Annotated in this window: 19 protein-coding genes; 9 read left to right on the forward strand and 10 right to left on the reverse strand. The window is 72.8% G+C overall.

The genetic code is table 11. The features are described from left to right. Nucleotides 1-39: 39 nt before the first annotated feature. A complete protein-coding gene (locus MT347_RS11325) occupies nt 40-3,864 on the reverse strand; it encodes a proline dehydrogenase family protein (protein WP_243501189.1) in 3,825 nt (1,274 codons plus the stop codon). A 222-nt stretch (nt 3,865-4,086) separates the two neighbouring features. Here MT347_RS11325 and MT347_RS11330 point away from each other — a divergent pair, with 222 nt between their 5' ends. From MT347_RS11330 to MT347_RS11350, 5 genes are all read left to right on the forward strand, one after another. Then, a complete protein-coding gene (locus MT347_RS11330) occupies nt 4,087-5,211 on the forward strand; it encodes a S1 family peptidase (protein ID WP_243501190.1) in 1,125 nt (374 codons plus the stop codon). Between the two features lie 289 nt (nt 5,212-5,500). Then, nucleotides 5,501-8,986 (forward strand): family 43 glycosylhydrolase, encoded by a 3,486-nt coding sequence (locus tag MT347_RS11335; RefSeq protein WP_243501191.1) that lies wholly within the window; start codon nt 5,501-5,503, stop codon nt 8,984-8,986. A 107-nt stretch (nt 8,987-9,093) separates the two neighbouring features. Continuing rightward, nucleotides 9,094-9,714: an FMN-dependent NADH-azoreductase gene (locus MT347_RS11340; RefSeq protein WP_243501192.1), complete on the forward strand. Its 621-nt coding sequence runs from the start codon at nt 9,094-9,096 to the stop codon at nt 9,712-9,714. 71 nt (nt 9,715-9,785) lie between these two features. Then, nucleotides 9,786-10,274 carry a deaminase gene (locus MT347_RS11345; protein ID WP_243501194.1) on the forward strand — a complete coding sequence of 163 codons (489 nt, stop codon included), beginning with the start codon at nt 9,786-9,788 and terminating at the stop codon, nt 10,272-10,274. Nucleotides 10,275-10,407: 133 nt separating this feature from the next. Next, nucleotides 10,408-11,385: an acetylxylan esterase gene (locus MT347_RS11350; RefSeq protein ID WP_243501196.1), complete on the forward strand. Its 978-nt coding sequence runs from the start codon at nt 10,408-10,410 to the stop codon at nt 11,383-11,385. A gap of 76 nt (nt 11,386-11,461) precedes the next feature. Here the strand turns inward: MT347_RS11350 and MT347_RS11355 are convergent, their stop codons facing one another. Next, on the reverse strand, nt 11,462-12,022 hold the full coding sequence (locus MT347_RS11355; protein WP_243501198.1) for an acyl-CoA thioesterase: 561 nt from the start codon (nt 12,020-12,022) through the stop codon (nt 11,462-11,464). 295 nt (nt 12,023-12,317) lie between these two features. On the opposite strand from MT347_RS11355, the gene MT347_RS11360 reads away from it, so the two are divergent. Both MT347_RS11360 and cofE read left to right on the forward strand, forming a co-directional pair. Beyond that, on the forward strand, nt 12,318-12,824 hold the full coding sequence (locus MT347_RS11360; RefSeq protein ID WP_243501200.1) for a GNAT family N-acetyltransferase: 507 nt from the start codon (nt 12,318-12,320) through the stop codon (nt 12,822-12,824). Between the two features lies 1 nt (nt 12,825). Continuing rightward, on the forward strand, nt 12,826-13,578 hold the full coding sequence (cofE, locus tag MT347_RS11365) for a coenzyme F420-0:L-glutamate ligase (RefSeq protein ID WP_243501202.1): 753 nt from the start codon (nt 12,826-12,828) through the stop codon (nt 13,576-13,578). A gap of 175 nt (nt 13,579-13,753) precedes the next feature. Here the strand turns inward: cofE and MT347_RS11370 are convergent, their stop codons facing one another. The 3 genes from MT347_RS11370 to MT347_RS11380 are packed head-to-tail and all read right to left on the reverse strand — an operon-like array spanning nt 13,754 to nt 15,638. Further along, a complete protein-coding gene (locus MT347_RS11370; RefSeq protein ID WP_243501204.1) occupies nt 13,754-14,362 on the reverse strand; it encodes a CbiQ family ECF transporter T component in 609 nt (202 codons plus the stop codon). Further along, on the reverse strand, nt 14,356-15,036 hold the full coding sequence (locus tag MT347_RS11375) for an energy-coupling factor ABC transporter ATP-binding protein (protein ID WP_243501206.1): 681 nt from the start codon (nt 15,034-15,036) through the stop codon (nt 14,356-14,358). Before MT347_RS11375 ends, MT347_RS11370 begins: the two co-directional genes overlap by 7 nt. Next, complete coding sequence (locus MT347_RS11380) at nt 15,033-15,638, reverse strand: biotin transporter BioY (RefSeq protein ID WP_243501208.1); 606 nt, start codon at nt 15,636-15,638, stop codon at nt 15,033-15,035. The genes MT347_RS11375 and MT347_RS11380 overlap by 4 nt, the downstream gene beginning before the upstream one ends. Before the next feature lie 53 nt (nt 15,639-15,691). On the opposite strand from MT347_RS11380, the gene MT347_RS11385 reads away from it, so the two are divergent. Then, nucleotides 15,692-16,297: a TetR/AcrR family transcriptional regulator C-terminal domain-containing protein gene (locus MT347_RS11385; RefSeq protein ID WP_243501210.1), complete on the forward strand. Its 606-nt coding sequence runs from the start codon at nt 15,692-15,694 to the stop codon at nt 16,295-16,297. A 421-nt stretch (nt 16,298-16,718) separates the two neighbouring features. Here the strand turns inward: MT347_RS11385 and MT347_RS11390 are convergent, their stop codons facing one another. The 3 genes from MT347_RS11390 to MT347_RS11400 all read right to left on the reverse strand — a co-directional run bounded on the left by MT347_RS11390 (nt 16,719) and on the right by MT347_RS11400 (nt 20,650). Then, entirely contained in the window at nt 16,719-18,683 is a 1,965-nt protein-coding gene (locus tag MT347_RS11390) for a cytochrome b/b6 domain-containing protein (protein ID WP_243501211.1), read from the reverse strand. 225 nt (nt 18,684-18,908) lie between these two features. After that, complete coding sequence (locus MT347_RS11395; RefSeq protein WP_243501214.1) at nt 18,909-19,874, reverse strand: electron transfer flavoprotein subunit alpha/FixB family protein; 966 nt, start codon at nt 19,872-19,874, stop codon at nt 18,909-18,911. Further along, a complete protein-coding gene (locus MT347_RS11400) occupies nt 19,874-20,650 on the reverse strand; it encodes an electron transfer flavoprotein subunit beta/FixA family protein (protein WP_243501216.1) in 777 nt (258 codons plus the stop codon). Before MT347_RS11400 ends, MT347_RS11395 begins: the two co-directional genes overlap by 1 nt. A 305-nt stretch (nt 20,651-20,955) precedes the next feature. Between MT347_RS11400 and MT347_RS11405 the strand changes: the two genes are divergently transcribed. Then, on the forward strand, nt 20,956-21,483 hold the full coding sequence (locus MT347_RS11405) for a MarR family winged helix-turn-helix transcriptional regulator (RefSeq protein WP_243501218.1): 528 nt from the start codon (nt 20,956-20,958) through the stop codon (nt 21,481-21,483). 205 nt (nt 21,484-21,688) lie between these two features. Here the strand turns inward: MT347_RS11405 and MT347_RS11410 are convergent, their stop codons facing one another. Further along, nucleotides 21,689-22,477 (reverse strand): enoyl-CoA hydratase-related protein, encoded by a 789-nt coding sequence (locus MT347_RS11410; RefSeq protein ID WP_243501220.1) that lies wholly within the window; start codon nt 22,475-22,477, stop codon nt 21,689-21,691. A gap of 208 nt (nt 22,478-22,685) precedes the next feature. Continuing rightward, nucleotides 22,686-23,864 carry an acyl-CoA dehydrogenase family protein gene (locus MT347_RS11415; RefSeq protein ID WP_243501222.1) on the reverse strand — a complete coding sequence of 393 codons (1,179 nt, stop codon included), beginning with the start codon at nt 23,862-23,864 and terminating at the stop codon, nt 22,686-22,688. Between the last annotated feature and the right edge of the window lie 249 nt (nt 23,865-24,113).

Genomic DNA, 24,113 nt, shown 5'->3' on the forward strand with positions numbered 1-24,113 from the left:
ACCGGCGCCACCGGCCGCCCATCCCCGGGCGGACCCGCGTCAGATGACGGCGGCGGACCAGGGGTCGGGACGACCCTGGCGGTGGGCGGAGATCGACACCGCCTGCTCGCGCAGGAAGGGCAGGAGCTCGAGGCGACCGGCCGTGGTGACCTCGTCGGCCCACACCGTCGTCGTCACCTCCGCGCCCACGGTCTCGGAGACCGCGGCGCGCAGCGTCGAGAGCGTCTCGGCCGGACCCACCAGACGCACGCGCCGCGGACGCGCGGGGGTGACCACGGCGTCGCCGTCGACGGCATCCGGGATGCCGCCCGCGAGGCGCTCCAGCCACTCGGCGTCGGTCTCGACCGAGACGGCGATGCTCGTCTCGCCGAGCAGATGACGCACCGCGGCCGGGAGTCCCACCGGGGTGCTGAGCGTGAATGTCGAACCCGAGCGCACGGCCGCGACGAGCACGCGCAGCACCGCCTGCCAGGCGGCGTCTCCGGTCGCCCGCACCGCGACGTCGGCCGGGCGGTACCGCCGCAGGTTGCGCTCCACACCGAGGTGCGACACGTCGGTGACCCGACCGAACTCGCGGTCCCACGCGACCGCGTCCGAGAGCGCGCCCCGGCGCAGCCAGTCGAACGCCTCATACGACAGGGTCGGCTGAGCCGCCTCGATGAGCGCCGTGATGCGGCTGTCGAGGCCGCGGAGGTGCAGCGTCGACGACGACGCCCCACCCGACGAGGGCCGCCACGATCCGAGGGTGACGAGGCGGTTCGGGCCACCCGACATCGCGCCGGCGCCGACCGACGCCTCGCCCCAGCCGCCGAGCGGCTCGCGCTGCACGACTCCGCCCGTCGACGGCCGGTTGACGCGCAGCACGGCGGCGTCGGCCGTGTCGAGCCACAGGTCGAGGTCGTCGACGTCGCGGGTGTGCAGCCCCGCCACGAAGCCGGAGCCGACGGCGTTCTGCAGCTCGATGGCCCGGGTGAGGGTGGGCGCGTGCAGGATGCCGAGTACGGGCGCCGCGACCGCGGCCCGGGTGAGGTGCGAGCCGGCGGTGACCCCCGTGCGCACGCCCGGCGACCAGAACCGCCCGGCGGTGTCGGCGCCCAGATCGAGTTCGCGGGGCTCGATGAGCCAGCGCTCCCCCTCGCCGAGCACGGTGAGGGCACGGCGCACCTCCCCCGCGGGTTCTTCCACGAGGGGACCGATGTCCGACAGCGGGTCGTCGGCGGGTCCGACGCGCAGCGACGCGACGGCGTCGGCGAGCTGGTCGAGGAACGCCGTCGACCGGCCGACCGCGCCCACGAGGATGACGAGCGAGACCGCCGTGGCGGCCTGCCCGGCCCGTGCGAAAGCGCCGGCAACGATGTCGGCGACGGCCGCGTCGAGGTCGGCCGAGGGTGCCACGATCGCGGCGTTGCGGCCGGCGGTCAGCGCCTGCATCTTCCGCGCCGGCTGCCACGCGGCGAAGCGTTCAGCGGTGGCCCGGGCCCCCGCGAGCAGCACGCGGTCGACGCCGGGGTGCACGACGAGCGCGCGTCCTGAGGCCTCCTCGTTCAGGTCCACGAAGGCGAGCAGATCGCGCGGGACACCCGCCGCCCACAGCGCCTCGGCGACGACGGCTCCGGCGCGCCGTGCGCGGGGAGACGGTGTCAGCAGCACGCCGGAGCCCGCGGCGAGGGCCGCGAGGGTCTCGGCAGCGCACAGGCCCACCGGGGCGTTCCAGCGCGGTGCGACGACGCTCACCCGGTCGGGGACGAAGACGGCCCCCGGCACCCGGTCGAGCTCCCTCGCGGTGGCGGCGTAGTACGCGGCGGCATCCACCGCCTGGCTCACCTCCGCGTCGGCCTCGGAGAGCAGCGCCCCACCCTCCGCCGCGAGCACCTCGATGAGCTCGGCGCGCCGCGCAGCGAGAGTCCGCGCCGCGCTCTGCAGGACGGCTGCGCGGTCGGCCGCCGCCAACGCGCCCCAGGGTTCGGCGGCGGCGCGCACACGCTGCACCGCGGCATCGAGCCCCGCCTCGTCGTCGATGCGCCCCGCTGCCGCCGTCGCGACGCCGGCCGTCGACGCCGCCACCCGCGTCAGCACGTCGGCCGCCCACGCGCGGTCGTCCGCGACCGTGGGGTCGGTGTCGGCGACGTTGCGGAAACCCGGCGCTCCCCCCGCGACCTCGGCGCTCTCGCGGGCCGCGAACACCGCGGTGTCGACGAAGGCCTGGCCGCCGAACAGCATCTGCTGCACGTCGGGGCCCAGCGACGACGTGTCACCGGATGCCGCGGCCTCGCGCGCGATGCCGAGCACCGCCTGCGTGAGGCCGGGCTCGGCCGCGTCGTCGGTCGTGCGTTCGCGCAGGATCGACGGTTCGTCGGCGCCGCCACGCTGCGACCCGCGGACGGCCGGGGTCGACGCGTCGGCGGCGGCGAGGGCGAGACGCACCCGCGCCGACACGGCCAGGGTCTCGGGAGGCTTCCGGTCGTCGGCGTCGGCGTGCTCGTCGAGGTCGTCGTCAGCATCGACGACGGCGTCCGCGTCGATGTCCGCGTCGGCGTCGACGTCGACGTCGACGTCGGCTGATCCCCCGTCGTCTTCCGCCGCGGCGACCCGGTCGGGCGTCGCGAGGGGAAGGGCGGGCTTCGCGAGGGGGAGGGCGGGAGCCGCTGCGACCGCGGAGGCGTACTCCGCCGCGAGACGCCCGGCGACGCCATCCAGGTCATCGGGGTGCACAGCGGCCGTAGCGACGACGTACTCGGCGTCGGGAGCCCAGGGCGTCGCCCTCGGAAGCACCAGGAGCAGGGCGGCATCCGCCTCTTCGGCGAGCGCCAGGGCGAGCGCGGCTCGCTGGGGGTCGGCGGTGGCGACCTCGAGGCTCAGCCCCTCGGCCCCACGCGACGTGACGGCCTCGCGGACGGTCCGCACGAGCGCCGCGTCGACCTCGTCGCGGGCCGTGACCGCGGGAGGAGCCCACCCGTGATGAGCGGCGTCCACCACGTCTGCGGTGTCGATCACCTCGTCGCTGAGGCGGAGAGTGACGCGCGAACCGTCCTGCGCGACCCGCACCCTGGCCCACGCGGCCAGCTCGCGGACGGTCTCGAGCGTCTCGGCCACACCGATCGGCAGGGCGATACCGGCGCGGGCGGCGCCCAATCGAGGCTCCTCCAGCACGCGGGTGAGCACCGCGACGGTGGCGTCCAGGTCATCGCGACCGGAGGCGACGAGCGTCACGTGCGTCCCCGCCGCCTCGGCGGCCAGGAACACCGGGAGCACCCGCTCGGCGGCGTGCTCCACGTCGGCGGCGAACGCCCACCGGTTCCGCCGCGCGATGACGTCGGAGAGGGCGAACGAGACACGAGCCACGTCGTCTCGCGAGACGAGGGCCCGGATGTCGTCGAGGCGGCGACGGGCGCCCGTCTCGCCGAGCACCGCGGGACCGATCAGTCGCACGTCGACGTCGGTGCCGCTCTCGGCTGCGGCGGTGAGCTCGGCGGCGAGCCGATCAGGACGGGCGTCGAGGGCGAGCTGACCGAGCAGGTCGCGCAGCGTGCGTCGCGCAATCGGCACGGCCGGCGTCGGCAGGACCGGCGCGACGGCAGCGCCGATCTGCAGGGCCCCGCGCACGAACCACGGCAGCGTCGAGGGGATGTCCGCCCCCAGGCGGTGCAGCGCCGCAGCCGCCGCGGTCACGCTCTCGGGGCGGACGACGCCGTCACTCACCCGGGCGATGAAAGTCGCGGCATCCGGATCGGTGGGAAGGATGCCACGCCGCGGGGACGAGGGGGCCTCCGTCCGGGGACGGAAGGTGCGAGCCGCGGCGGCGGCGCGCGACGCGAGGTCGAGAGAGAGCGCTGGACCGGTGGCGGGCGGGTCATTCGTGCTCATGCCCGTCAGCCTAAGCACCGCGCGCGTGCCGTCCCGGCGGCCCGCCGCGCAACCCGGGGATCGGGTTCGACGGGAGGCGACGGGCGTTGTCCCCCGAATGGCCGACAATTTTTGGACGGTGACCATCAATTTGCCGGAACTTCTTCGCTTTTCGGCTCCGCCGTGTTTGCATAGACCCGGGTACCCCACCATTTATCCCCCCTGGATGGAAGGTCACTCCACGTGAACCGTTTCTCGAAGACGGTCGTCGGCGCTGCTGCCCTCGGCCTGTTCCTGACCACCGCCGCCACCGCCCCCGCGCTGGCGCAGACCCCCACGTCATCCCCCGACGCGGCCGTCGACGGTGTCGACGCGCAGTTGCTCGAGGCGATGGCGGCCGATCTCGGCACCGACGTCTCGGGCGCGCAGGACGTCCTGCGTTTCCAGGCCGACGCCGCCGGGACCACCGACGACATCGCCGCGGCCACCGGTGATGCCTTCGCCGGCACGTGGCTCGACGAGTCGACGCGCACGGTGTACGCCGCGGCGACCACCGACGCCGCTCTCGACTCCGCCGTCGACGCCGGCGCCGTGCCCGTCGCCGCTGAGTACTCTCTCACCGAGCTCGAGGCGATCACCGCGCAGATCGCGGCGAGCCCGGTCCCCGATGCGATCCCCTCGTGGTGGATCGACGTCGAGGCGAACGACGTCGTCGTCGACGTCGTGGCCGGAGGCGAGCAGTCCGCGACCGACTTCGTCGCCTCGCTCGGCGCGCCGGCCGACGCCGTGCGCCTGCAGACCGGCGTCGAGGCGCCCGAGACGTTCGCCACGATCCGTGGCGGCATGTCGTACCTCATCAACAACGCCGGCCGATGCTCCGTCGGCTTCGCCGTGCAGGGCGGCTTCGTCACCGCCGGCCACTGCGGCGTCACGGGCGACAGCACGAACTACGGCACGTTCCGCGGTTCGTCGTTCCCCGGTAACGACTACGCCTGGGTGGCCACGCCCAACCACACCCCGGTCGGGCAGGTCATGGACTACTCCGGCGGCGCCGTCGCGGTGAAGGGCTCGACGCAGGCCGCCGTGGGCGCGACCGTGTGCCGTTCGGGCTCCACCACCGGCTGGTACTGCGGGCAGATCCAGGGCTTCAACTCCACCGTGCGGTACGCGGAGGGCTCGGTCTCGGGCCTCATCCGCACGAGCGTCTGCGCCGAGCCCGGTGACTCGGGCGGCTCGCTGCTCGCCGGCAACCAGGCGCAGGGTGTGACCTCGGGCGGCTCGGGCGACTGCACCGTGGGAGGCACGACGTACTTCCAGCCCGTGAACGAGATCCTGCAGACATATAACCTGCGACTGCTCACCAGCTGAGCCCCTCGGTACCCGGGAGCCCCGGCCGCGCGAAGCGGTCGGGGCTTCGTCGTGGGCATCGGAGGCCGGCGCCGGACCGAGTCCGTCCGGGGCCGCCGTCGTCGCCGAGCGCGTGATCGTGCGCGGCGCACCCGCGATTGCGTAAGCGGGCCGAGACGATGGACAGCCTCCGAATGTGTCCGCTAACATCAGCCGCGGGCACCCCACCCCCTCCGCCTGCAGCATCGGCGTCGACGAGCGCACGGCTCGGCGGGGTGCGCGATCACCCCGAGCAAAGGAGCCGGTACCCGTGAGAACCCGACGACGTCTCGCCTTCCTCACCGCATTGGCGGTGGGGGCAGCGACCTTCATCACTGCACAGCCCGCACTCGCCGCCGTCCCCGACGACGGTCTCGTCGCCGCGTACGATTTCCGCCAGCCGTCCGGCGCCACCGTCCCCAACTCCGCGGCGGGATCGTTGTTCGGCCCCGCGACCGTCCGCAACGTGCAGAGCTCCGACTGGACCGCCGGCGGGCTGACCATGCGCGGCGGAGCGAAGACCTCGACGGGGAACTGGGTCGAGCTGCCCGACGACATCCTCGCGGGCGATCGGTCGGCCACGGTCGTCGCCGAGGTCAAGGCGTCCGCGTCGATGCTGAACACGTTCCACTTCCTCTGGAACGTCGGCAACGAGTCGGCCGCGACCGAGTATTTCTTCGCCTCGCTGAACTGCGGCTCGAACCGGACACCGCTCGTCGGCGTGAAGTCCGCCGGCGTCGAACGCCTCGTCGGCGCGCAGTCCTGCGGTGTCACCGCCGACCAGTGGGTCAACGTCGCCTCCGTCGTCGACGGTGCGGCCGGGCGGGCATCGCTCTACCTCGACGGGGTCCGCGTCGCGGACGCCGCGATCGATCGCACCCCCGCCGACGTGCGCGACCAGTCGCTGAACACCATCGGCCGCGCCCCCTGGCCCGACCCGCTCTTCCAGGGAGCGATCTCGGCCTTCCGCGTCTACGACCGCGTGCTCTCGGCACCGGAGGTCGCGGCCGTCTCCCAGGCCGACGCCGACACCCACGCGACCGAGCTGCGGGCGCGTGCCCAGGCGATCCTGGACGGTCTCGCGCTGAAGGACATCTCCACCTCGACCGACATCGACCTGCCCACGGCGGGCGGTCGTGTGACCTGGACCTCGAGCAACCCCGCCCTCGTGGCGTCCGATGGGACGGTGAGCGCTCCCGTCGCCGGTCAACCGGGCGGCAGCGCGCAGCTGACGGCGACCGCGGCCGTCCGCGGCGTCACCGCGACCCGGACCATCACCGTGACCGTGAACGCGTCGACCGAGACCGCCGCCCAGCGCGCGGCCCGTCTCGCCGGTCGTTTCGTCATCCCCGGCGTGCTCGAGTCGGGGACGACGCTTCCCGCCGCCCCCGAGGGCACCACCGTCGCCGTCACCTCGACCGACGGCGGGGTCGTCGTCACCGGCGGCGTCGTCACGGGCGCCGACGGATCGATCACCGTGCGCGTGACCGACACCGCAACCGGCGCGACCGCCGATCGCACCTTCGCCGTCACGGTGCTCCCGACCGACTCGACCGAGCAGCTGCTCGCCTACAACCGGGTTCCCACGGCGGTCACCGAGGCGAACAACGCCGACGTCGCGCTCAGCATGCACCTCGCCGTCAGCGACGACGACGCGTGGCGACCGCTCAACGAGAACTACGGCATCTTCTTCCCCAAGACCGCCGTTCCCGTGCCGGCGAACGGTCCGCGCGATGGCGACATCCGGAGCCTCCGCGACCCGCACCTGTTCACCCTGGAGGACGGCGGATACGGCGTCGTGGCCACCCGCACCGCGCGGGGCGGCGGTGCCGACGGCACGCAGACCTCGAGCGTGCTCTTCGCCCGCAGCGCCGACCTGCGCAGCTACGACGAGGTGGGCATGCTCAACCTCGGTGTCACCTCCGGAGTGAATGACCCGGCGGCCGTCTACGACTCCGCCGCGGATCGGTACGTGCTCTCGTGGACCTCCGACGCCGGAGCCGCGATGTACACCTCCTTCGCCGATCTGGGCGACGCCTCCACCCGCGGCGAGGTGCGCCGCGGCGAGATCACGGCGACCGCCGGCGTCGACGAGGCCGAGGTGGCGAACTTCGACTCGGGCAACACCGTTCCGGTCGACGCCGACACCCTCGCGGCGCTCGAGGTGCGCTTCGGACGCGTCGCCAACACCGGCGTCACGGCTCCCGCCCGAGTCGAGATCGCCCAGGGCGCGACGCTCGACGCCGCCGCGCTGGCCAAGCGCGTCGAACTGTCGTACTCGGACGGCTCGACGGCCACCCGCCCGGTGACGTGGGATGCGGCATCCCTCGCCGCGGTCGACACCTCGAAGCCCGGCACCTACGAGGTGAGCGGCACGGTCAAGCAGCCGGAGTATGCGACGCCGTTCGCCGACGAGCGCGCCGATCCCTCGGTGTTCCGCTACGACTGGAACGGTCAGCAGAAGTTCCTCATGATCGCGACCGAGGACATCTACGGCGGCAACATCGACCCGCAGGGCGGCGCCCACATGCCGATCCGCGTGGCGAACTCCATCGAGGATCTGTCCGACGAGGCGATCCGCGCCGGACGCAACGTCGAGGTCGACCTCCTGCGTCGCGGTGACACCGACGCCGAGGGCCGGGCGATGACCGGATGCTTCTGGGCTCCGGAGTACCACGTCATCGGCGGCAAGCTGTCGATCCTGTTCATGCCCTGCTACGACGGCGCGAACGGTCGCCCCGACATGTTCACCGGCCAGGCCAGCATCATCCAGCTCAAGAAGGACGCGCAGGGTCGCGACCTCGACCCGGCGGTGCCGGCCAACTGGACCAAGGCGCAGAAGGTGCTCCGCGCCGGCGGCGGCATCCTCAACCCCGTCCAGACGATCTCGCTCGACATGACGTACGTCGAGGACTCGGGGCAGTCGTACTACGTGTGGCAGCAGCTCGGCGCCCTGTTCATCGCCAAGATGGACCCGGCCAACCCGACCCGTCTGACCTCGGAGCCGGTGCGCATCCTCTCGCCCGAGTACGCCTGGGACAACGTCATCGCCGAGGGACCGAACGTCTACGCGCGCGACGGCAAGCTGTACATGATCTACTCCGGCTCGACGGTCGGCGATACCTACACGACCGGGCTCGCCCTGGCCACCGCCGGCAAGAGCGTCGACCTGACCTCGCCGAGCGCGTGGACCAAGCTGAACTACCCCATCCAGAAGTCGGGCGTCTTCAACGGCTCGTGGCAGCTGGGTACGGGCCACGGCATGTGGTCGCAGGACGAGGACGACAACCTGCTGTACGTCTTCCACGCCCGCACCGACAACAACAACCTCAGCGGCCGCGACATGTTCGTGCGCCGGGTGCACTTCGCCGCGGACGGCTTGCCGATCTTCGACATGGAGAGCGCCGAAGAAGTCGCGCCCGACAACCGTCGCGTCACGACCACCGTCGTCGTCACGGCACCGACCGGTCTCGAGGTCACCGGCACCGTCAGCTCCCGCTGCATCGCGGGCAAAGTGACCCAGGTGGTCACGGTGCGAAACGCCGAGGGCTTCCCGGTGACGGTCACGGCGAAGGGCCCGTACGGCTCGAAGGCCTTCGGGGCGATCGCGGCGGGCAAGACGTCGTCGGCGACCTTCAGCACCCGTCAGGCGTCCATCCCCGAGGGCACGGTGACCGTGGATGCCACGGCCACCGTGAACGGAAATGCTGGGACCGACACGGTCTCGCTGCCCTACACCGCAGCCCGCTGCGGGTGATCGCCCCCACGAAGCCGCGTCCGGACGACCGTCCGGCGCGGCTTCGTGCTGCGGGCGCCGGCGTCAAGAGCAGCTGATCGGCGCTGCGGCCCCGCGAGACTGACCACATGCGTGTTCTTCACATCATCTCCTCCCCCCGGCACGACGGGGCGTCGGTCACCGTGACCTCCGCGCTGATCCAGGCGTTGCGCGAACGGCATCCGGATCTCGAGGTCGACACGCTCGACGTGTGGAACGAGGATCTCCCGGAGTTCGACGGGCGCGTCATCGAGGCGAAGTACAAGTGGGTCGACGGCGAGGAACTGGATGCCGCGGAGGCCCGGGCGTGGACGTCGATCGAGTCGCTCGCGCGCCGCTTCCGCGAGGCCGACCGCATCGTGCTCGGCGTGCCGATGTGGAACTGGTCGATTCCGTACAAGCTGAAGCAGCTCATCGACCTCGCCGCCCAGCGCAACCTGCTCTTCACCTACGACGGCGTGCACTTCGGACCCGCGGTCGACGTGGCCCGGGCCGACGTCGTGTTCGTGCGCGGCCAGTACTACGGCGAGGACGGCCCCACTCCCGGGTCCGTCTTCGACCACCAGATCGCGTTCGTGGAGTTCTTCCTGCGCACCATCGGCGTCCGCGACGTGCGCTCGCTCGTCGTCGACCGCACGTGGGACCCGGCGGCGGCGGAGGCGATCGCCGACGGCGTCGCCCGTGCCCGCGACCTCGCGGCGTCCGACTGACGCGACGGCGACTTCCCCGCGCGGTGACGAGGGGAACGCGACCAGCCGGAGACGGCGGAGAAGAGGAGACCATGAACGATGTCGAGGCGCTCACCCGCTGCCTGGAGCTGGCGAGGGAGGCGGTCGATGCCGGCGACGAGGCCTTCGGATCCCTGCTCGTCGACGGGGACGGACGCGTTCTCCGGGAGGATCGCAACCGGGTCGGGAGCGGGGACCCCACCGCGCACCCGGAGATCGCCCTCGTGCACTGGGCGGTCGCGCGGTACTCCGCGGTCGAACGGGCGTCGATGACGGTCTACACCTCCGGCGAGCACTGCGCGATGTGCGCCGCCGCTCACGCGTGGGCGGGACTCGGGCCCATCGTCTTCGCCGGCTCGACCGCGCAGCTGACCCGGTGGCGGTCGTCGTGGGGTGCGGCCCCGTCGCCGGTCCGCCCCCTCGCGCTGCACGACGTCGCTCCGGGAATCGTCGCGCGCGGCCCCTTCGAGGAGTTCACCGCGGAGCTCGAGGGGCTCCACGGCGAGGTCGCGCGACGCGACTCCGACGAGCGGGGCCGGTGACGCCCTCGTTCCCGCCCGCCCGCTCGTCGGACGAGTCGGCACGTCCGGTCGACTGAGCCACGACGGCGCGGCGTCCCGGTCGGCCGCGCGCCGCCGGACATCGCCTCCCGCTCGCCCACTACTGTCGGTGTCCATGGCCGTGACCTTCACCGACATGCCCCCCGACCTGCTGCGCGCGTACCGCCCCGATCTCGCCGAGCCCGCCGGACTCGACGCGTTCTGGACGGACACGCTCACCGCAGCGCGCGACGCGGCGGGTCCGACCCGACTCGCGCCGGTCGCGGCGCCCGTGCGATCGCTGAGCGTGTCCGACCTCACCTTCACCGGCTTCGGCGGTGACGAGATCCGCGGGTGGGTGACGCGTCCCCACGGCGACGAGGTGCTCCCCGCCGTCATCGAGTACGTCGGCTACGGCGGGGGACGGGGGCTCCCCGGCGAGCGTCTGAACTGGGCCGCCGCCGGATACGTGCACGTCGTGATGGATACGCGCGGCCAGGGATCGGCGTGGAGCCTGGGCGCCACGCCCGACCACCACGGCTCGGCCGCCGCCTACCCCGGCGTCATGACGCGCGGCATCCTGGATCCCCGCGAGTACTACTACCGCCGGCTCTACACCGACGCCGTCCGCCTGGTCGACGAGGTGCGGGCCATGCCGGGCGTGGATGCCGATCGGGTCGCCGTAACCGGCGTGAGCCAGGGTGGGGGCCTCGCGATCGCCACCGCCGCCCTGTCGGGCGATGCCGTCGCGGCGGTCATGCCCGACGTCCCGTTCCTCTGCGACTTCCCGAACGCCATCGTGCGCACACCCTCGGCGCCGTTCACCGAGATCACGCGCTTCCTCTCGGTGCATCGCGACGAGGCCGACCGGGTGCTGCACACGCTGTCGCACGTCGACGGCGCGGTCCTCGCGCGCCGCATCCGGGTGCCGGCCTACTTCTCGGTCGCGCTGATGGATGACATCGTGCTGCCGTCGGGGGTGTTCGCGGCGTTCCACGCGGTGGCATCCGACGATGCCGCGATCGAGGAGTACCCCTACAACGGGCACGAGGGCGGCGGACACCGCCACTGGATGCGGCAGGTGGCGTGGCTCGACGCGCGCTTCGGGGTCTGACCGCGGCCGGCGCGCGTGTCGTCGCGGGCCCTCGCACGAGGCGACCGGCGGCGGGCGTCCGGGCACCCGCGCCCGGTCACTCCCAGACGCTGGGGGCCGGGCGCCTCGTCGAGGGCAGGGCCGACCCCGCCGCCCACTCGTGCACCCACGGCTCGATGTCGGGCAGCCCCTCGGGGCGCCCCACCGCGGCGAACAGCTCGTCATGGGGCACCGTCCCGCCGGCGCGGCGCAGGATCCGCGCGCGGATGATCGCGCGGGCGTAGATCTCGTCGCCCACGAGTGCGCGGTGCTCGAGATACACCGCGCGGTCGTCGTGGCCGATGAGGCGCGTCTCGAGCTCGAACCGCTGCCACAGCTCGAGGGAACGACGGAAGGTGATGGTCTCGGCCGCGACGACGGCGTACCAGCCCTTCTTCGTCATCGCCGAGACGAGTCCCGAGCGCGTCAGCAGGTCCCACCGCCCGAGGTCGAACAGCGAGAGGTACCGGCCGTTGTTGAGATGACGGAGCACGTCGATGTCGGTGGGCAGCACCCGCAGACGCAGACGGGCGACCGTGTCAGGGGCGATCGGCCCCTCGCGGCGCAGGCGGCGGCGGGCACGGAAGAGCACGAGGAGGGTGCGCCAGAGGACGTTCACGAGGGGCGAGCGTAGCGATCCGACCACGGATCGGCCATTGCGTTGTCTCCGATCGACAACTCCCCGGATCGCGGGTGCCGTGAAACGCGTCGGTGGGCGCGCGCACGGGTGTCGGATGTCCGGAAAACGCCGCCGGTGGCGGCCCTCGACGACGCGTTCCGGACACCCGGCGGTTCCGGTGGGCGCGGCGCGTCTCGGCATCCGGAGTCGACACCTCCCGACGCCGCCACTAGCGCATCGCCGGGGACCCCGCGACGGATTTCACCCGAACGGATCCCGCGCGTAGAGTCGCGCCATGACTGCGGAAATCCGAACCGACATCGTCGTCCGTCCGGTGCGCGACGTGGATGCCGAGGCCCTGGGCCGCGTGCACGCCACCTGCTGGCACGAGACGTACGACCACCTGATCAGCAAGGCGGCCCTCGAGGCCGTCTCCCCCCGACGCATGGCCGAGCTGTGGACCCACTGGGCCTCCCAGGGCGACGACTACCGCATGCACGCCGCGCTCGTCGACGGCGAGATCGTCGGCTTCGTCGGCTCGGGCCCCGCCCGCGACGACGACGCTCCGCGCGAGCGCGAGCTGTACTTCATCTACCTGCTCGACGCGCACCACGGCACCGGCATCGGCCAGCAGCTGTTCGACGCCGCGGTTGAAGACGGGGAGGGCCTGTACCTCTGGGTCGCCGACGACAACCCGCGCGCCCACCGCTTCTACGTGCGCAACGGTTTCGCGCTCGATGGCGCCTCGCACACGGAGCCCTTCCTCGGCGAAGAGCTCACCGAGGTCCGATTCGTCCGCTGACGTGCTGCAGGTCTGGGCCGTCGACGGCATCCGTGAGATCACCCCGGGGGACGACCTGGTCGGGGTGATCCTCGACGCGTCGACCGATCCCCTGCGGGACGGCGACATCGTCGTCGTCACCAGCAAGATCGTCTCGAAGGCCGAGGGCCGCATCATCCGGGCGTCCGACCGTGAGGATGCCATCACGCGCGAGACCGTGCGCCTGGTGGCATCGCGCACCTCCCCCACCGGGCACGTCACGCGCATCGTCGAGAACCCGCTCGGCATCGTTTCGGCCGCGGCCGGTGTGGACGCGAGCAACACCCCCGAAGGCACCGTCCTGTTGCTGCCCGTCGACCCCGACGCGTCGGCGCGGCGTCTCGCCGAGGGGCTGCGCGCCGTCGCCCGCGTCGGCGTGCTCATCACCGACACGCTCGGGCGCGCGTGGCGCGAGGGCCAGACCGACCACGCGATCGGGGCGGCCGGCATCCACGTCTTCGAGGATCTCCGCGGAACGACGGATGCCGAGGGCCGACCCCTCGTGGTGACCCTGCCGTGCGTGGCCGACGAGCTCGCCGCCGCGACCGACCTCGTCAAGGGCAAGGCGTCGTGCCGCCCCGTCGCGATCGTGCGCGGCCGCGGAGACCTGGTCGGCGACCTCGACCTGCCCGGGGCCCGATCCATCGTGCGCGACCCCGAGCGGGACATGTTCCGCCAGGGGGCCGACGAGGCGTACGCGGACGGTTTCGCGGCGGGGCGTGCGGCGCGCGGCTGACGCGTTATCTGCTTTACGTCGTTTCATCCATTTCGGATGAAGCGTCCTCAAGCGGATAACCCGAGCACGGTTATGCCGCGTTCGCCGTGCCGCACTTCGACACGTTCATGATTCGCGCCCTACCGGTTCTCGACGTCCCGCCCCTTCGGCCCCGCAAGCCCCGCGACCGATCGAATCAGCGGATGCCGCGGGCGTCGAGGGCGTCGCCGAGGTCGTCGGCGTGACGCAGGGTCACCACCAGGAACGGCAGCGCGCCGCGCGCGAGGGAGGGCCGCAGGCCCCGCGCGCGCTGGGCATCGCGAACATCGGCGGCCAGCTTCGACAGCACCGGGATCGTGGTCAGGGCGATCGTCCACAGCAGCGCGATGCGCTCCGGATCGGCACCGACCCGACGCAACGGCTGCAGACCGCGCTCGAGGGCGTCGAGCATCGCCGCGACGGGGGTCGTCAGCGGAACGAGTGCCGCCACGAGCAGAGCGGCGGCGACCCTCGCCGTGTTGGCGGCGGCGGCCTCCGCACCGAGGAACAGCAGCTGCCCGACCGCCGTGACGACGATGACCCAGCGGAGCGCCCAGGCGTGGCATCCGTAGTGTCGGACCCCGGCGAGCACGCCCATACTGCTCCCCGCGTACAGAACGATCGACGCGCCCACCGCGACGGGCACTGTCGCCCACGTCGACGGCAGCGCCGCGAGGACCAGCGCCACGAGGGCCAGGCACGCGAGCTTCGGGCCCGCCGGCATCCGGTACATCCACCCGCCGCCGGGGCGGTACAGGCTCAACACGCCACGGCCTCCGCATAGGCATCGACGACCTCGTCGGAGGCTCCGGATGCCGCGACCCGCCCCTCGGCGAAGAGCACGGCCCCCTCGCAGCGCCGCGCCAGAGCGAGGTCGTGGGTGACGACGAGCAGCGCGTGTCCGGTGTCGGCGAGGAGGTGGTCGGCGACGAGGCGGGCGTTGCGCGCATCGAGGTACGCGGTGGGTTCGTCGGCGACCACCAGGTGCGGCGCGCGGACGAAGGCGCCGCACAGCGCGAGGAGCTGCTTCTGCCCGCCCGAGAGATCGTGCGAGGGACGGTCGGCGAGTTCCCCGAGCCCGAGGCGTCCGAGCGCGGCGGCGACGCGGCGATCGCGCACCTCGCGCGGCAGACGCTCCGCTCTCAGCGACAGGGCGACGTCGTCGGCGACGGTCGGCATGACGATCTGAGCGTCGGGGTTGCTCAGCACGAGCGCCACGCGGCGGCGGAGCTCAGCGGCATCCCGCTGCGGGTCGAGTCCGAGCACCCGCAGGTCGCCGGACGACGGGCGGACGAGGCCGGCCACCAGTCGAGCGAAGGTCGACTTGCCCGAGCCGTTGTCGCCGATGACCGCGATCGTGCGCGCGTCCAGGTCGAGGGTGACGCCCCGGAGCACCTCGCGCTGCCCCAGGCGTGCACCGACGCCCGCACACCGGATCACGCGTCGACCGCGACCTCGGCCAACCGCCGCCCCGTGGCGGGTGCGCGCCACTCACGACGAAAACCGCGCGGATACGCCCTGACGAGGGTCGTCACGACGAGCGTGGCGACCGCCGCCTTCAGCAGATCACCGGGCACGAAGACGAGGCTGGTGAGAGCCGTCTCGGCGAGCGGCAGACGCGTGACGAGACTCTGGACCGGGATGCCGAGAGCGTAGATCGCACCGATCCCGCCGGCCAGCATCGCCAGCGCGGTGCGCCAGACGACGGGACGACGTCCGCCCGCGTGCACGATGAGCCCGATCACGACAGCCCCGAGAATCCAGCCCAGGGCGTAACCCGCGGTGGGTCCGAGGAAGACGCCGATCCCCCCTCGGCCGCCGGCGAGGACCGGCAGTCCCACCGCCGCCAGCGCGAGCAGCACGGTGACCGACAGCGCACCGAACCAGGGGCCGAGGACCGCTCCGGCCAGCATGACGCCGAGGGTCTGCGCCGTGATCGGCACTCCGCCGAACACGGGGAAACTGCCGGGGAGCCCGAGGACCGCGATGAGCGCGGCGAAGACGGCGATGCGGGCGAGATCGGTGGCGTCGGCTGTGCGCATGACGGTCCTTCCTGAACACTGTTCACCTGAACGCCGTTCACTATACTCACACCATGGCTCCTCGTGGACACTCCGCCGACGACGTCGCCCGCACCGCCCTGCGGATCCTCGACGATCACGGCCTCCCCGACCTCACGATGCGACGCCTCGCGACGGCCCTCGAGGTGCAGCCCAGCGCGCTGTACTGGCACTTCCCCAACAAGCAGACGCTGCTCGCTGAGCTGTCGGACCGGATCGTCTCGCGCATGGCATCCGGTACCGCGGTGGACCTTCGGACCGAGGCCGGCGCGCTGCGCGAGGCGCTCCTGACGTACCGCGACAGCGCCGAAGTGGTGTCGAGCACCCTCGCTCTCGGCCTCGGCTCCTCTCTCGCGCACGACCGGCTGACAGCCGCGGTCGCGGCGGACGGATTCGACGCCGACACCGCGCGCCGCAGCGCGACGACGGTGCTGCACTACGTGCTCGGCTTCGTCTGGCACGAGCAGCAGCGCCTGCACTACGACAGCGTCGGAGTGCGCGAAGAGAGTGCGGGGGCGGCGCTCCACGATGCGGGCGAAGACGGCGTCGCCGACATCGGCGCGGCGGGGCTTGCGAGCGACGACTTCGCCTTCGGCCTCGAGCTGATCACCGCCGGCCTGCAGGCACGTCGCCGCGTCTGAGGGCCGACCGCGCGGCGGCAGGCGGCGGGCGCGGGCCGACGGCAGGCGCGGGCGCGGGCGCTGGTCGGCGGTACCTCGCGGCGGCGGCGAGCGGCGGGCGGCGCGGACCGGGGCGACAGCGGGGACGGGCGAGGGGCGGCCATGGCGAGACCGCAGTCGATCGTCGAAGACGCACCCGTTCGTCGACAAACACGTGCGTCCTCGGCGATCGCGTGCGGTCTCGGCACCCCCACCCGCGCAGTGCCCGAGCGCGGCCGGCGGCGGCGGGCGGCGCGGGGCGCGGGCCGGCCCCGGCGAAACCGCAGCCAATCGCCGAAGACGCACCCGTTCGTCGACAAACACGTGCGTCCTCGGCGATCGCGTACGGTCTCGGCACCCACCCCGTGAGCCGGGCCGAGCCGGACGCGGGCCGGCGGGCGGGTCAGCGCTGCTTGACGTCGCCGAAGAGGCGGGCGATCGGCACGAGCACGCGGGGACGCGCGGCCGCCCAGCCGACGGCCATCACCAGCAGGGATGCCGCGAAGATCAGCAGACCGGTCGGGTCGCTGGTGAAGGCGGCGGGGTCGACCGAGCCGCGGGCGGCGTACATGTGGTTCAGGTTGCGCAGGGCGCCGGTCGCGAGCACGAGCGCGACGTGCACGACGATGAACGCGACGAAGAACAGCATGACCGGGAAGTGCACCTTCCGCGCCCACTCGACCGGGTACAGCCGGTTGAGCCTCTCGGCATCCTTGGGCCACACGCCCGACAGTCGCACGCCGCTCACGATGGCGAGGGGGGCGGCCAGGAAGGTGATGGCGAAGTACGACAGTTGCTGCAGGCTGTTGTAGTTCACCCACCCGTTCTCGGTGGGCCAGTCGAGCGAGACGTACTGCAGCGCCGCCGACAGCGCGTTGGGGAAGACCTCCCAGGAGGTCGGCACGATCCGCATCCACTGCCCCGTGACAAACAGCAGCACGACGAAGATCACGCCGTTGGCGATCCAGAGGATGTCGATCGCCTGGTGGAACCACAGGGTCAGGCTGATACGTCGACGCTTGTTCTTGCGCGGCGACCAGAAGGCCGCGGGACGCTTCTCGGTCCGCACCTGCCACCCCGTGCGGATGATGAACAGCAGGAAGAAACTGTTGAGGAAGTGCGACCAATTGAGCCACGCGGGGATGCCGACCGGCGCGGAATCGGGCAGGTGGTACTCGCCCGGGTAGGCGGCGAGGAACTCCTGACCCGGGCCGAGCGCGAGAAGGAACCGCGCCACCAGCACCGTGATGCCCGCGAGAGCGAGGGCGAAGACGCCGAGCACCGCGGTGGAGCCGAGCCACTGCAGCGGGGTGTAGGGGCCGATGCGCTTCGGGTCCGTCCTCGCGGGACGCGCGGCGGAGGCCGCGGCCCCCGGCCACACGGTCCGCCGCACCGTCAGCGGCGCGCGCGGGGCGGTGGAAACGTGCTCAGACGCGGGTTCGGACCGTGCCGCCTCGATCGGCGCGGTCGGAGACGCCTCCCCCAGGGAAGTGGATGCCCCGGCCAGAGGATCAGCCGAGGTCGGTTCGGAGCCGGATGCCGCACCCCCAGGCGCCGAAGCATCGACGACACCAGACGAACCGGATGCCGCACCCCCGGGCGCCGGAGCGCCGACGGCGCGAGACGAACCGGATGCCGCACCCCCGAGCGCCGAAGCGGCGGCGGCCGCACCCCCGAGCGCCGGAGCATCGACGGCCGCGGCCGGGCGGGGGGAAACGGCTCTGGACTCGGGCGCAGGCGGCCAGGGCTCACCGCCGACCTCGCGTGGGAGGCCGCGGCGGGGGTGGTCGACGTCCGGGTGGCCGGGGCCCTCCGCGGCAACGGGGCCGGGCGCCGGAGCATCCGCGTCACCGCGCGCGGCCGTCACCGCAACAGAATCAGCGGATCCCTCCGTCCGGTCGCCGTCGTCTGAATCCGCGACGGCCGAGGACGCGGCAGCCCGCGCCTGCACACCGGAGACCGGAGCCGCGACGGCCGAGGGCGCCGGCGGCCACGGCTCACCGCCCGGCTCGCGCGGCAGACCACGGCGCACCGACGTCACCGTGGGAGCGGCGTCGGTGCCGCGCGCGGCGACCAGATGGGGGGCGGGACCCGGGTGCGAACCGTCGACCGGATGCGGCGCGGCGCCGAGCAGCGGGGTCGAGTCCGTGGCATCCCCCGGCGCATCCTCGGAGAAGGGCCCGATGCTCGCAGCATCCCGCGCGATATCTGCGAGATCCGCGCCATTCTGCGAAGACCGTGCCGAGCTCGGCGCCGCCTCGCGGCCACTCGCGTCGGAGCCCGCGCTGAGGGGCGTTCCAGCAGCCACCGACGGGCCGTCGAACGCGTCCGCGTCGACAACCCCGGACCGGTCGACAACCCCGGGCACGCGAGAAGCCCCGGGCACGTCGGAGGCCCCGGGCACCTCGACAACCCCGGGCACGTCAGAGGCCCCGGGCGCGTCGGCAGCCCCGGCCACGCCAGAAGCCCCGGGCGCGTCAGAGGCCCCGGGCACGTCGGAGGCCCCGGGCGCGTCGGAGGCCGCGGGCGGCCAGGGCTCCCCGCCGGGGACGCGCGGCAGCCCGCGACGCGGGGTGCGGGGTGTGGACGCCATCTAGTTCTTGTGGGCCTCGAGCGCGCTGATGAGTTGCGGGACAACGGTGAACAGATCTCCGACGATACCGAAATCGGCGATGTCGAATATCGGCGCGTCGGGATTCTTGTCGATTGCGACGATGATGCCCGCCGTCTGCATGCCCGCGCGGTGCTGGATCGCCCCCGATATGCCGAGCGCGACGTACAGGCGCGGCGACACCGACACCCCGGTCTGCCCCACCTGCGCGGCGGCCGGCACGTACCCGGCGTCGACCGCCGCACGAGACGCTCCCACCGCAGCGCCCAGCACATCGGCGAGCTGCTCGACGAGGGCGAAGTCCTCGCGCGAGCCGACGCCCCGCCCACCCGCGACGACCGCGGCTGCGCCCCGCAGTTCGGGACGCGACGAGGGCGCGACGGTTTCGGAGAAGCCGTCGATGCGCGCAGCCCGGACCTCGGATGCCACGACCTCGAGGCTGTCGACGACCAGGGGCCGTGACTCCAGACGCGCATCGACCGCTCCCGGACGCAGGGTGGCCAGGAGGGTGCCGAAGGTGGGAGCGCCGTCGACGGTGAACGCCCCGCCGAGGACGGAGTGGTGCGCCACCACGCCGAGCTCGTCGCGGTCGACCCCCACGACGTCGGTGGCGAGCGGCAGCCGACGGCGCGCGGCCAGACGGGCGAGCGCGTCGCGCGATTCGACGGCGTTCGAGGCGAGCACCAGGTCGGGACGCTCCCGGTCGACGGCCGCGGCGAGCGCATCGACGACGGGGATCGTCAGGGCATCGGGCACCGTCTCGGTCGTCAACACTCGGACGGCGCCGAGACCCGCTGCCTCGGCGGCGGCCCCGGAAAGCGCGTCGGCGGGGCCGACGATCACCGCGACCGGTTCGCCCACGCGCGCCGCGGCGGCCAACAGGCCCGGGGCCGTCGCCGCGAGCGCGCCGCTCGGCAGCACCTCGATCAGGACGAGCGCGACGCCCATCAGAGCACCCCCTCGGCCAGGAGGAACGCGGCGAGCTTCTCGCCGGCGTCGCCCTCGTCGACGATCTTCGTGCCCGCCGCCCGTGGGGGCCGTTCGGCGACCGACAGCATGATGTAGCGGGCGACAGTGGGATCGTCGGGCTCGATGCCCAGGGCAGCGGCATCCATGGTCTCGTACGGCTTCTTCTTCGCCGCCATGATCCCCTTGAACGTCGTGAACCGCCCCTCGGGCAGCGCCTCGGAGATCGAGACGACGGCGGGAAGGTCGCCGGTCACCCGCATCGTGCCCGCGTCGCTCACGCGGTCACCGGACACCGCGCTGTCGGACAGTTCGAGAGCGGACAGTCCGGTGAGCTGCGGGATGCCGAGCACCTCGGCCACCATCGCCGGGATCACTCCCCCGCCGCCGTCGGTGGAGAGGTTGCCCGCGATGACGACGTCGAATCCCGCACGCTTGACCGCAGCCGCCAGGACCTCGGCCGTCAGCAGCAGGTCGGCCCCGCGCAGGGCGTCGTCGACGATGTGGAGGGCCGAGGTCGCGCCCATCGCGAGCGCTTTGCGGATCGTCGCCGTCGACGACGCGGGCGCCATCGCCACGACCTCGACCTCGGTGCCGGGGTGCGCGTCGGCGTAGGCGAGGGCAGCCTCGACGGCGCGTTCGTCGATCTCGTCGAGCACCGGTGACGCGCCGGAGCGGTCGGACAGCCCGGTCTCGAGGTCGAGACGGCGCTCACCCCACGTGTCGGGCACTTCTTTGATCAGGACCACGATCTTCATCGACGCGTCACCTTCTTCGGGGGAGGATGCCGGGGCGCCGCCGCCGCGGCGCGGAGAGGAATGGGGATGCCACGGCCCCGCCGCCGCGACGAGAGGGGTGGGCGTCTCGTACCGCGTCGGTGCGGCGCCGTTGGTTCGGCAGGTGCAGCGGCTCGCGTGAACGCCGCCACCGCTTCCGGGTCCGCGGCGGCCGGGACCGCTCGATCGACGGGCCTGTCGACGGCCGGACGGGGTCCTCGCGCAGCGCGCGCCACCACCCCGCGCGGGACGCGCGCGAGCGGTACCGTGAAACGGGAGGGGGAACGATGACGCGACGACTGCCGGTCGACCCGATCGCCGAGGCCAAACGACAGTGGCTGGCGCACGGGTGGGACTCCGCCGCCGACGGCATGACCGTCGTGACGTCGGTGATCCGGGCGCACCAGCTGCTCATGGCATCCATCGACCGGGCGTTGCGCCCCTTCGACCTGACGTTCTCGCGCTTCGAGATGCTTCGGTTGCTGGCGTTCACCCGCGAGGGCCGGATGCCGATGGCCAGCGCCATCGCGCGGCTGCAGGTGCATCCGACGAGCGTCACGAACACCGTCGACCGCCTGACCCGTGATGGCCTGATCTCTCGCGAACCGCACCCCACCGACGGCCGGGCTGCGTTGCTCGTGCTGAGCGACTCCGGGCGGCGACGCGTCGACGAGGCCACCGACGCGCTGAACACGGTGTTCGCCGACCTGGGGCTGGATGACGTCGACGCGACGGCGCTCGTGCGGATCATCGCGCGGTTCCGCAAGGGAGCGGGCGACTTCGCCGATCCCGCGCCCGTGCCCGACCCGCTCTGACCCCGCCGAGCCCTTCCACCCGCCGACACGCGGCTCGACCCGCTCAGCCGCGCCGCCCGTCGAGCGCTGCCGCCGCCGGGGGCGCGGGGAGACCCGCTCAGCCGTGCCGCCCGCCGAGCGCTGCCGGGAGCGCGGCCCCACCCGCACGGCAGCGTCACGCGTCGGGCGTCGCCGCCCGCCACGAGATGCCACCGCACGGCGCCGCTCATCGGTGCGTGAACGACGGTGCCCGCTTCTCGCGGAACGCCGCCATCCCCTCTTTCTGGTCGGCGGTGTCGAAGAGAGAAGAGAAAGCCTGCCGTTCGAAACGCACGCCCTCGGCGAGGGTCGACTCCAGCGCCACGTCGAGCGCGGCCTTCGCCGCGTACAGGGCCGGCAAGGGCTTCTCGGCGATCGTGCGCGCGACGGACTCGGCCTCCTCGAGCAGCTCGGCGGCCGGGACCACGCGCGACACGAGCCCGGCACGTTCGGCCTCGGTGGCGTCGATCATGCGACCGGTCAGCACGAGCTCCGCGGCCTTGTAGTACCCGAGCGCGCGAACGAGGCGCTGCGTGCCCCCCATGCCGGGGATGACGCCCAGCTGCACCTCGGGCTGCCCGAATTTCGCGCGGTCGGACGCGAGGATCACGTCGCACATGAGCGCCAGCTCGCATCCACCCCCGAGCGCGTACCCGGAGACGGCCGCGATCACCGGAGTACGCACCGCGGCGAAGCGCACCCAGGGGCCGAAATGGTCGGTCAACGTCATGTCGAGACCCGACATCTGCTCCATCTCTTTGATGTCGGCGCCGGCGGCGAACGCCTTCTCACTGCCCGTGACGACGATGGCACCGACACCCCGGTCGGCGTCGAAGGTCTCGGCTGCCGCGACCACCTCGCGCATGGTCTGCGTGTCGAGCGCGTTCAGCGCCTCGGGCCGGTCGAGCGTGATCCACCCGACGCGGCCGCGCCGGTCGACGCGGATGGTCTGATACTCGGCATCCTGGTCGGTCATGGTGACTCCCGTCGTCTCGGATGTGGTCGTCGGTGCGGACATTCCCGCCCCCGCATGCTCGCACGCACCCCCGACATCGATCGAGGGGGTTCCCACCGGTCCCGCCGCGGCCCCCGCACTGATCGCGGACCCGGCCGGTTCGGGGCGCTATCGGCCGTTCGGGGCGGAAAGCGTCCGCCCCGAAGCGCGAAACCCGCCCCGAACCCGCTCACGCCGCCAGAACACTCCGACCGACGATCAGTCGCATGATCTCGTTCGTGCCCTCGAGGATCTGGTGCACCCGCAGATCGCGCACGACCTTCTCGATGCCGTAATCCTGCAGGTAGCCGTACCCGCCGTGCAGCTGCAGCGACTCGTTCGCGACGCGGAAGCCGACGTCGGTCGCGAAGCGCTTGGCCATCGCGCAGCGGGTCGCGGTGTCGGGAGCCCCGACGTCGAGGGCCAGAGCCGCGTCCCGCACGAGCAGCCGCGCGGCCTCGAGCTCGGTGGCCATGTCCGCCACGGCGAAGACGACGGACTGCTTCTCGGCGAGCGCCTCGCCGAAGGTGAAGCGTTCGTGCACGTACGCGACGGCGCGCTCGAGAGCCCAGCGGGCTCCCCCGAGCGAGCACGTGGCGATGTTGAGCCGCCCGCCGTTGAGGGCGGTCATGGCGATCGAGAAGCCGCGTCCCTCGCCACCGAGCAGGTTCTCGGCCGGCACCCGCACCTCGTCGAGCACGACCGCCCGGGTCGGCTGCGCGTTCCAGCCCATCTTCTTCTCGAGGGGTCCGAACGACAGTCCCTCGGCGTCGGAGGGGACGAGGAACGCGCTGATCCCGCGCGCCCCCGGCTCGCCCGTGCGGGCCATGACGACGTAGACGGATGCCTCGCCGGCACCCGAGATGAACTGCTTCACGCCCGTGAGCACGTACGTGTCGCCGTGGCGGATCGCCGACGTGGTGATGGCCGCGGCATCCGACCCCGCGCCGGGCTCGGTCAGGCAGTACGCGCCGAGGTCGTCCATGGCGACGAGTCCCGGGAGCCACGTCCGGCGCTGCGCCTCGGTGCCGTAAGCGTCGATCATCCACGCCACCATGTTGTGGATCGTGATGTACGCGGCCACGGTGGGGTCACCGTAGGCGAGCTCCTCGAAGACGGCGACCGCGTCGGCCCGCGTCAGCCCGGCGCCGCCGACGTCGTCGTTGACGTAGACGCCGCCGAGACCCAGTTCGCCCGCGCGACGGAGGACGTCGCGGGGGAAGTGCTTCTCGGCATCCCATTCGAGGGTGTGCGGGGCGAGCTCGGTCGCGGCGAAGTCGCGCACGGCGTCGAGGATGGCGGCGCGCTCGTCGGCCGACAGGGTCGCGGCGGACGGGGCGTCGAGCGCGGGGGCAGGGGTGGCGTCCATGCGGCTCTCCTTCGTGAGGGCGACGGCGTCGTCGCGAACTCCAGATTACCTGGACGTCCTAGTAATTGATAGGGGTAGCGAACACACCTCACGCGACGCGAGCACCGAAAACGCCCTGCCGTGCGGGGAACGCTGCGACGAGGCGCCTCTTCCACGCGAAAGGGTTTCTCGAGCGACCGGAGCCCGGGACGACGCGGATGCCGCGCCGGGACCGCGACCCCTCGCAACGACCGGGGAACGGGGCGAGCC

It is taken from the genome of Microbacterium sp. VKM Ac-2923 (genome assembly GCF_022815605.1).
In the GTDB taxonomy this organism is placed as follows: domain Bacteria; phylum Actinomycetota; class Actinomycetes; order Actinomycetales; family Microbacteriaceae; genus Microbacterium.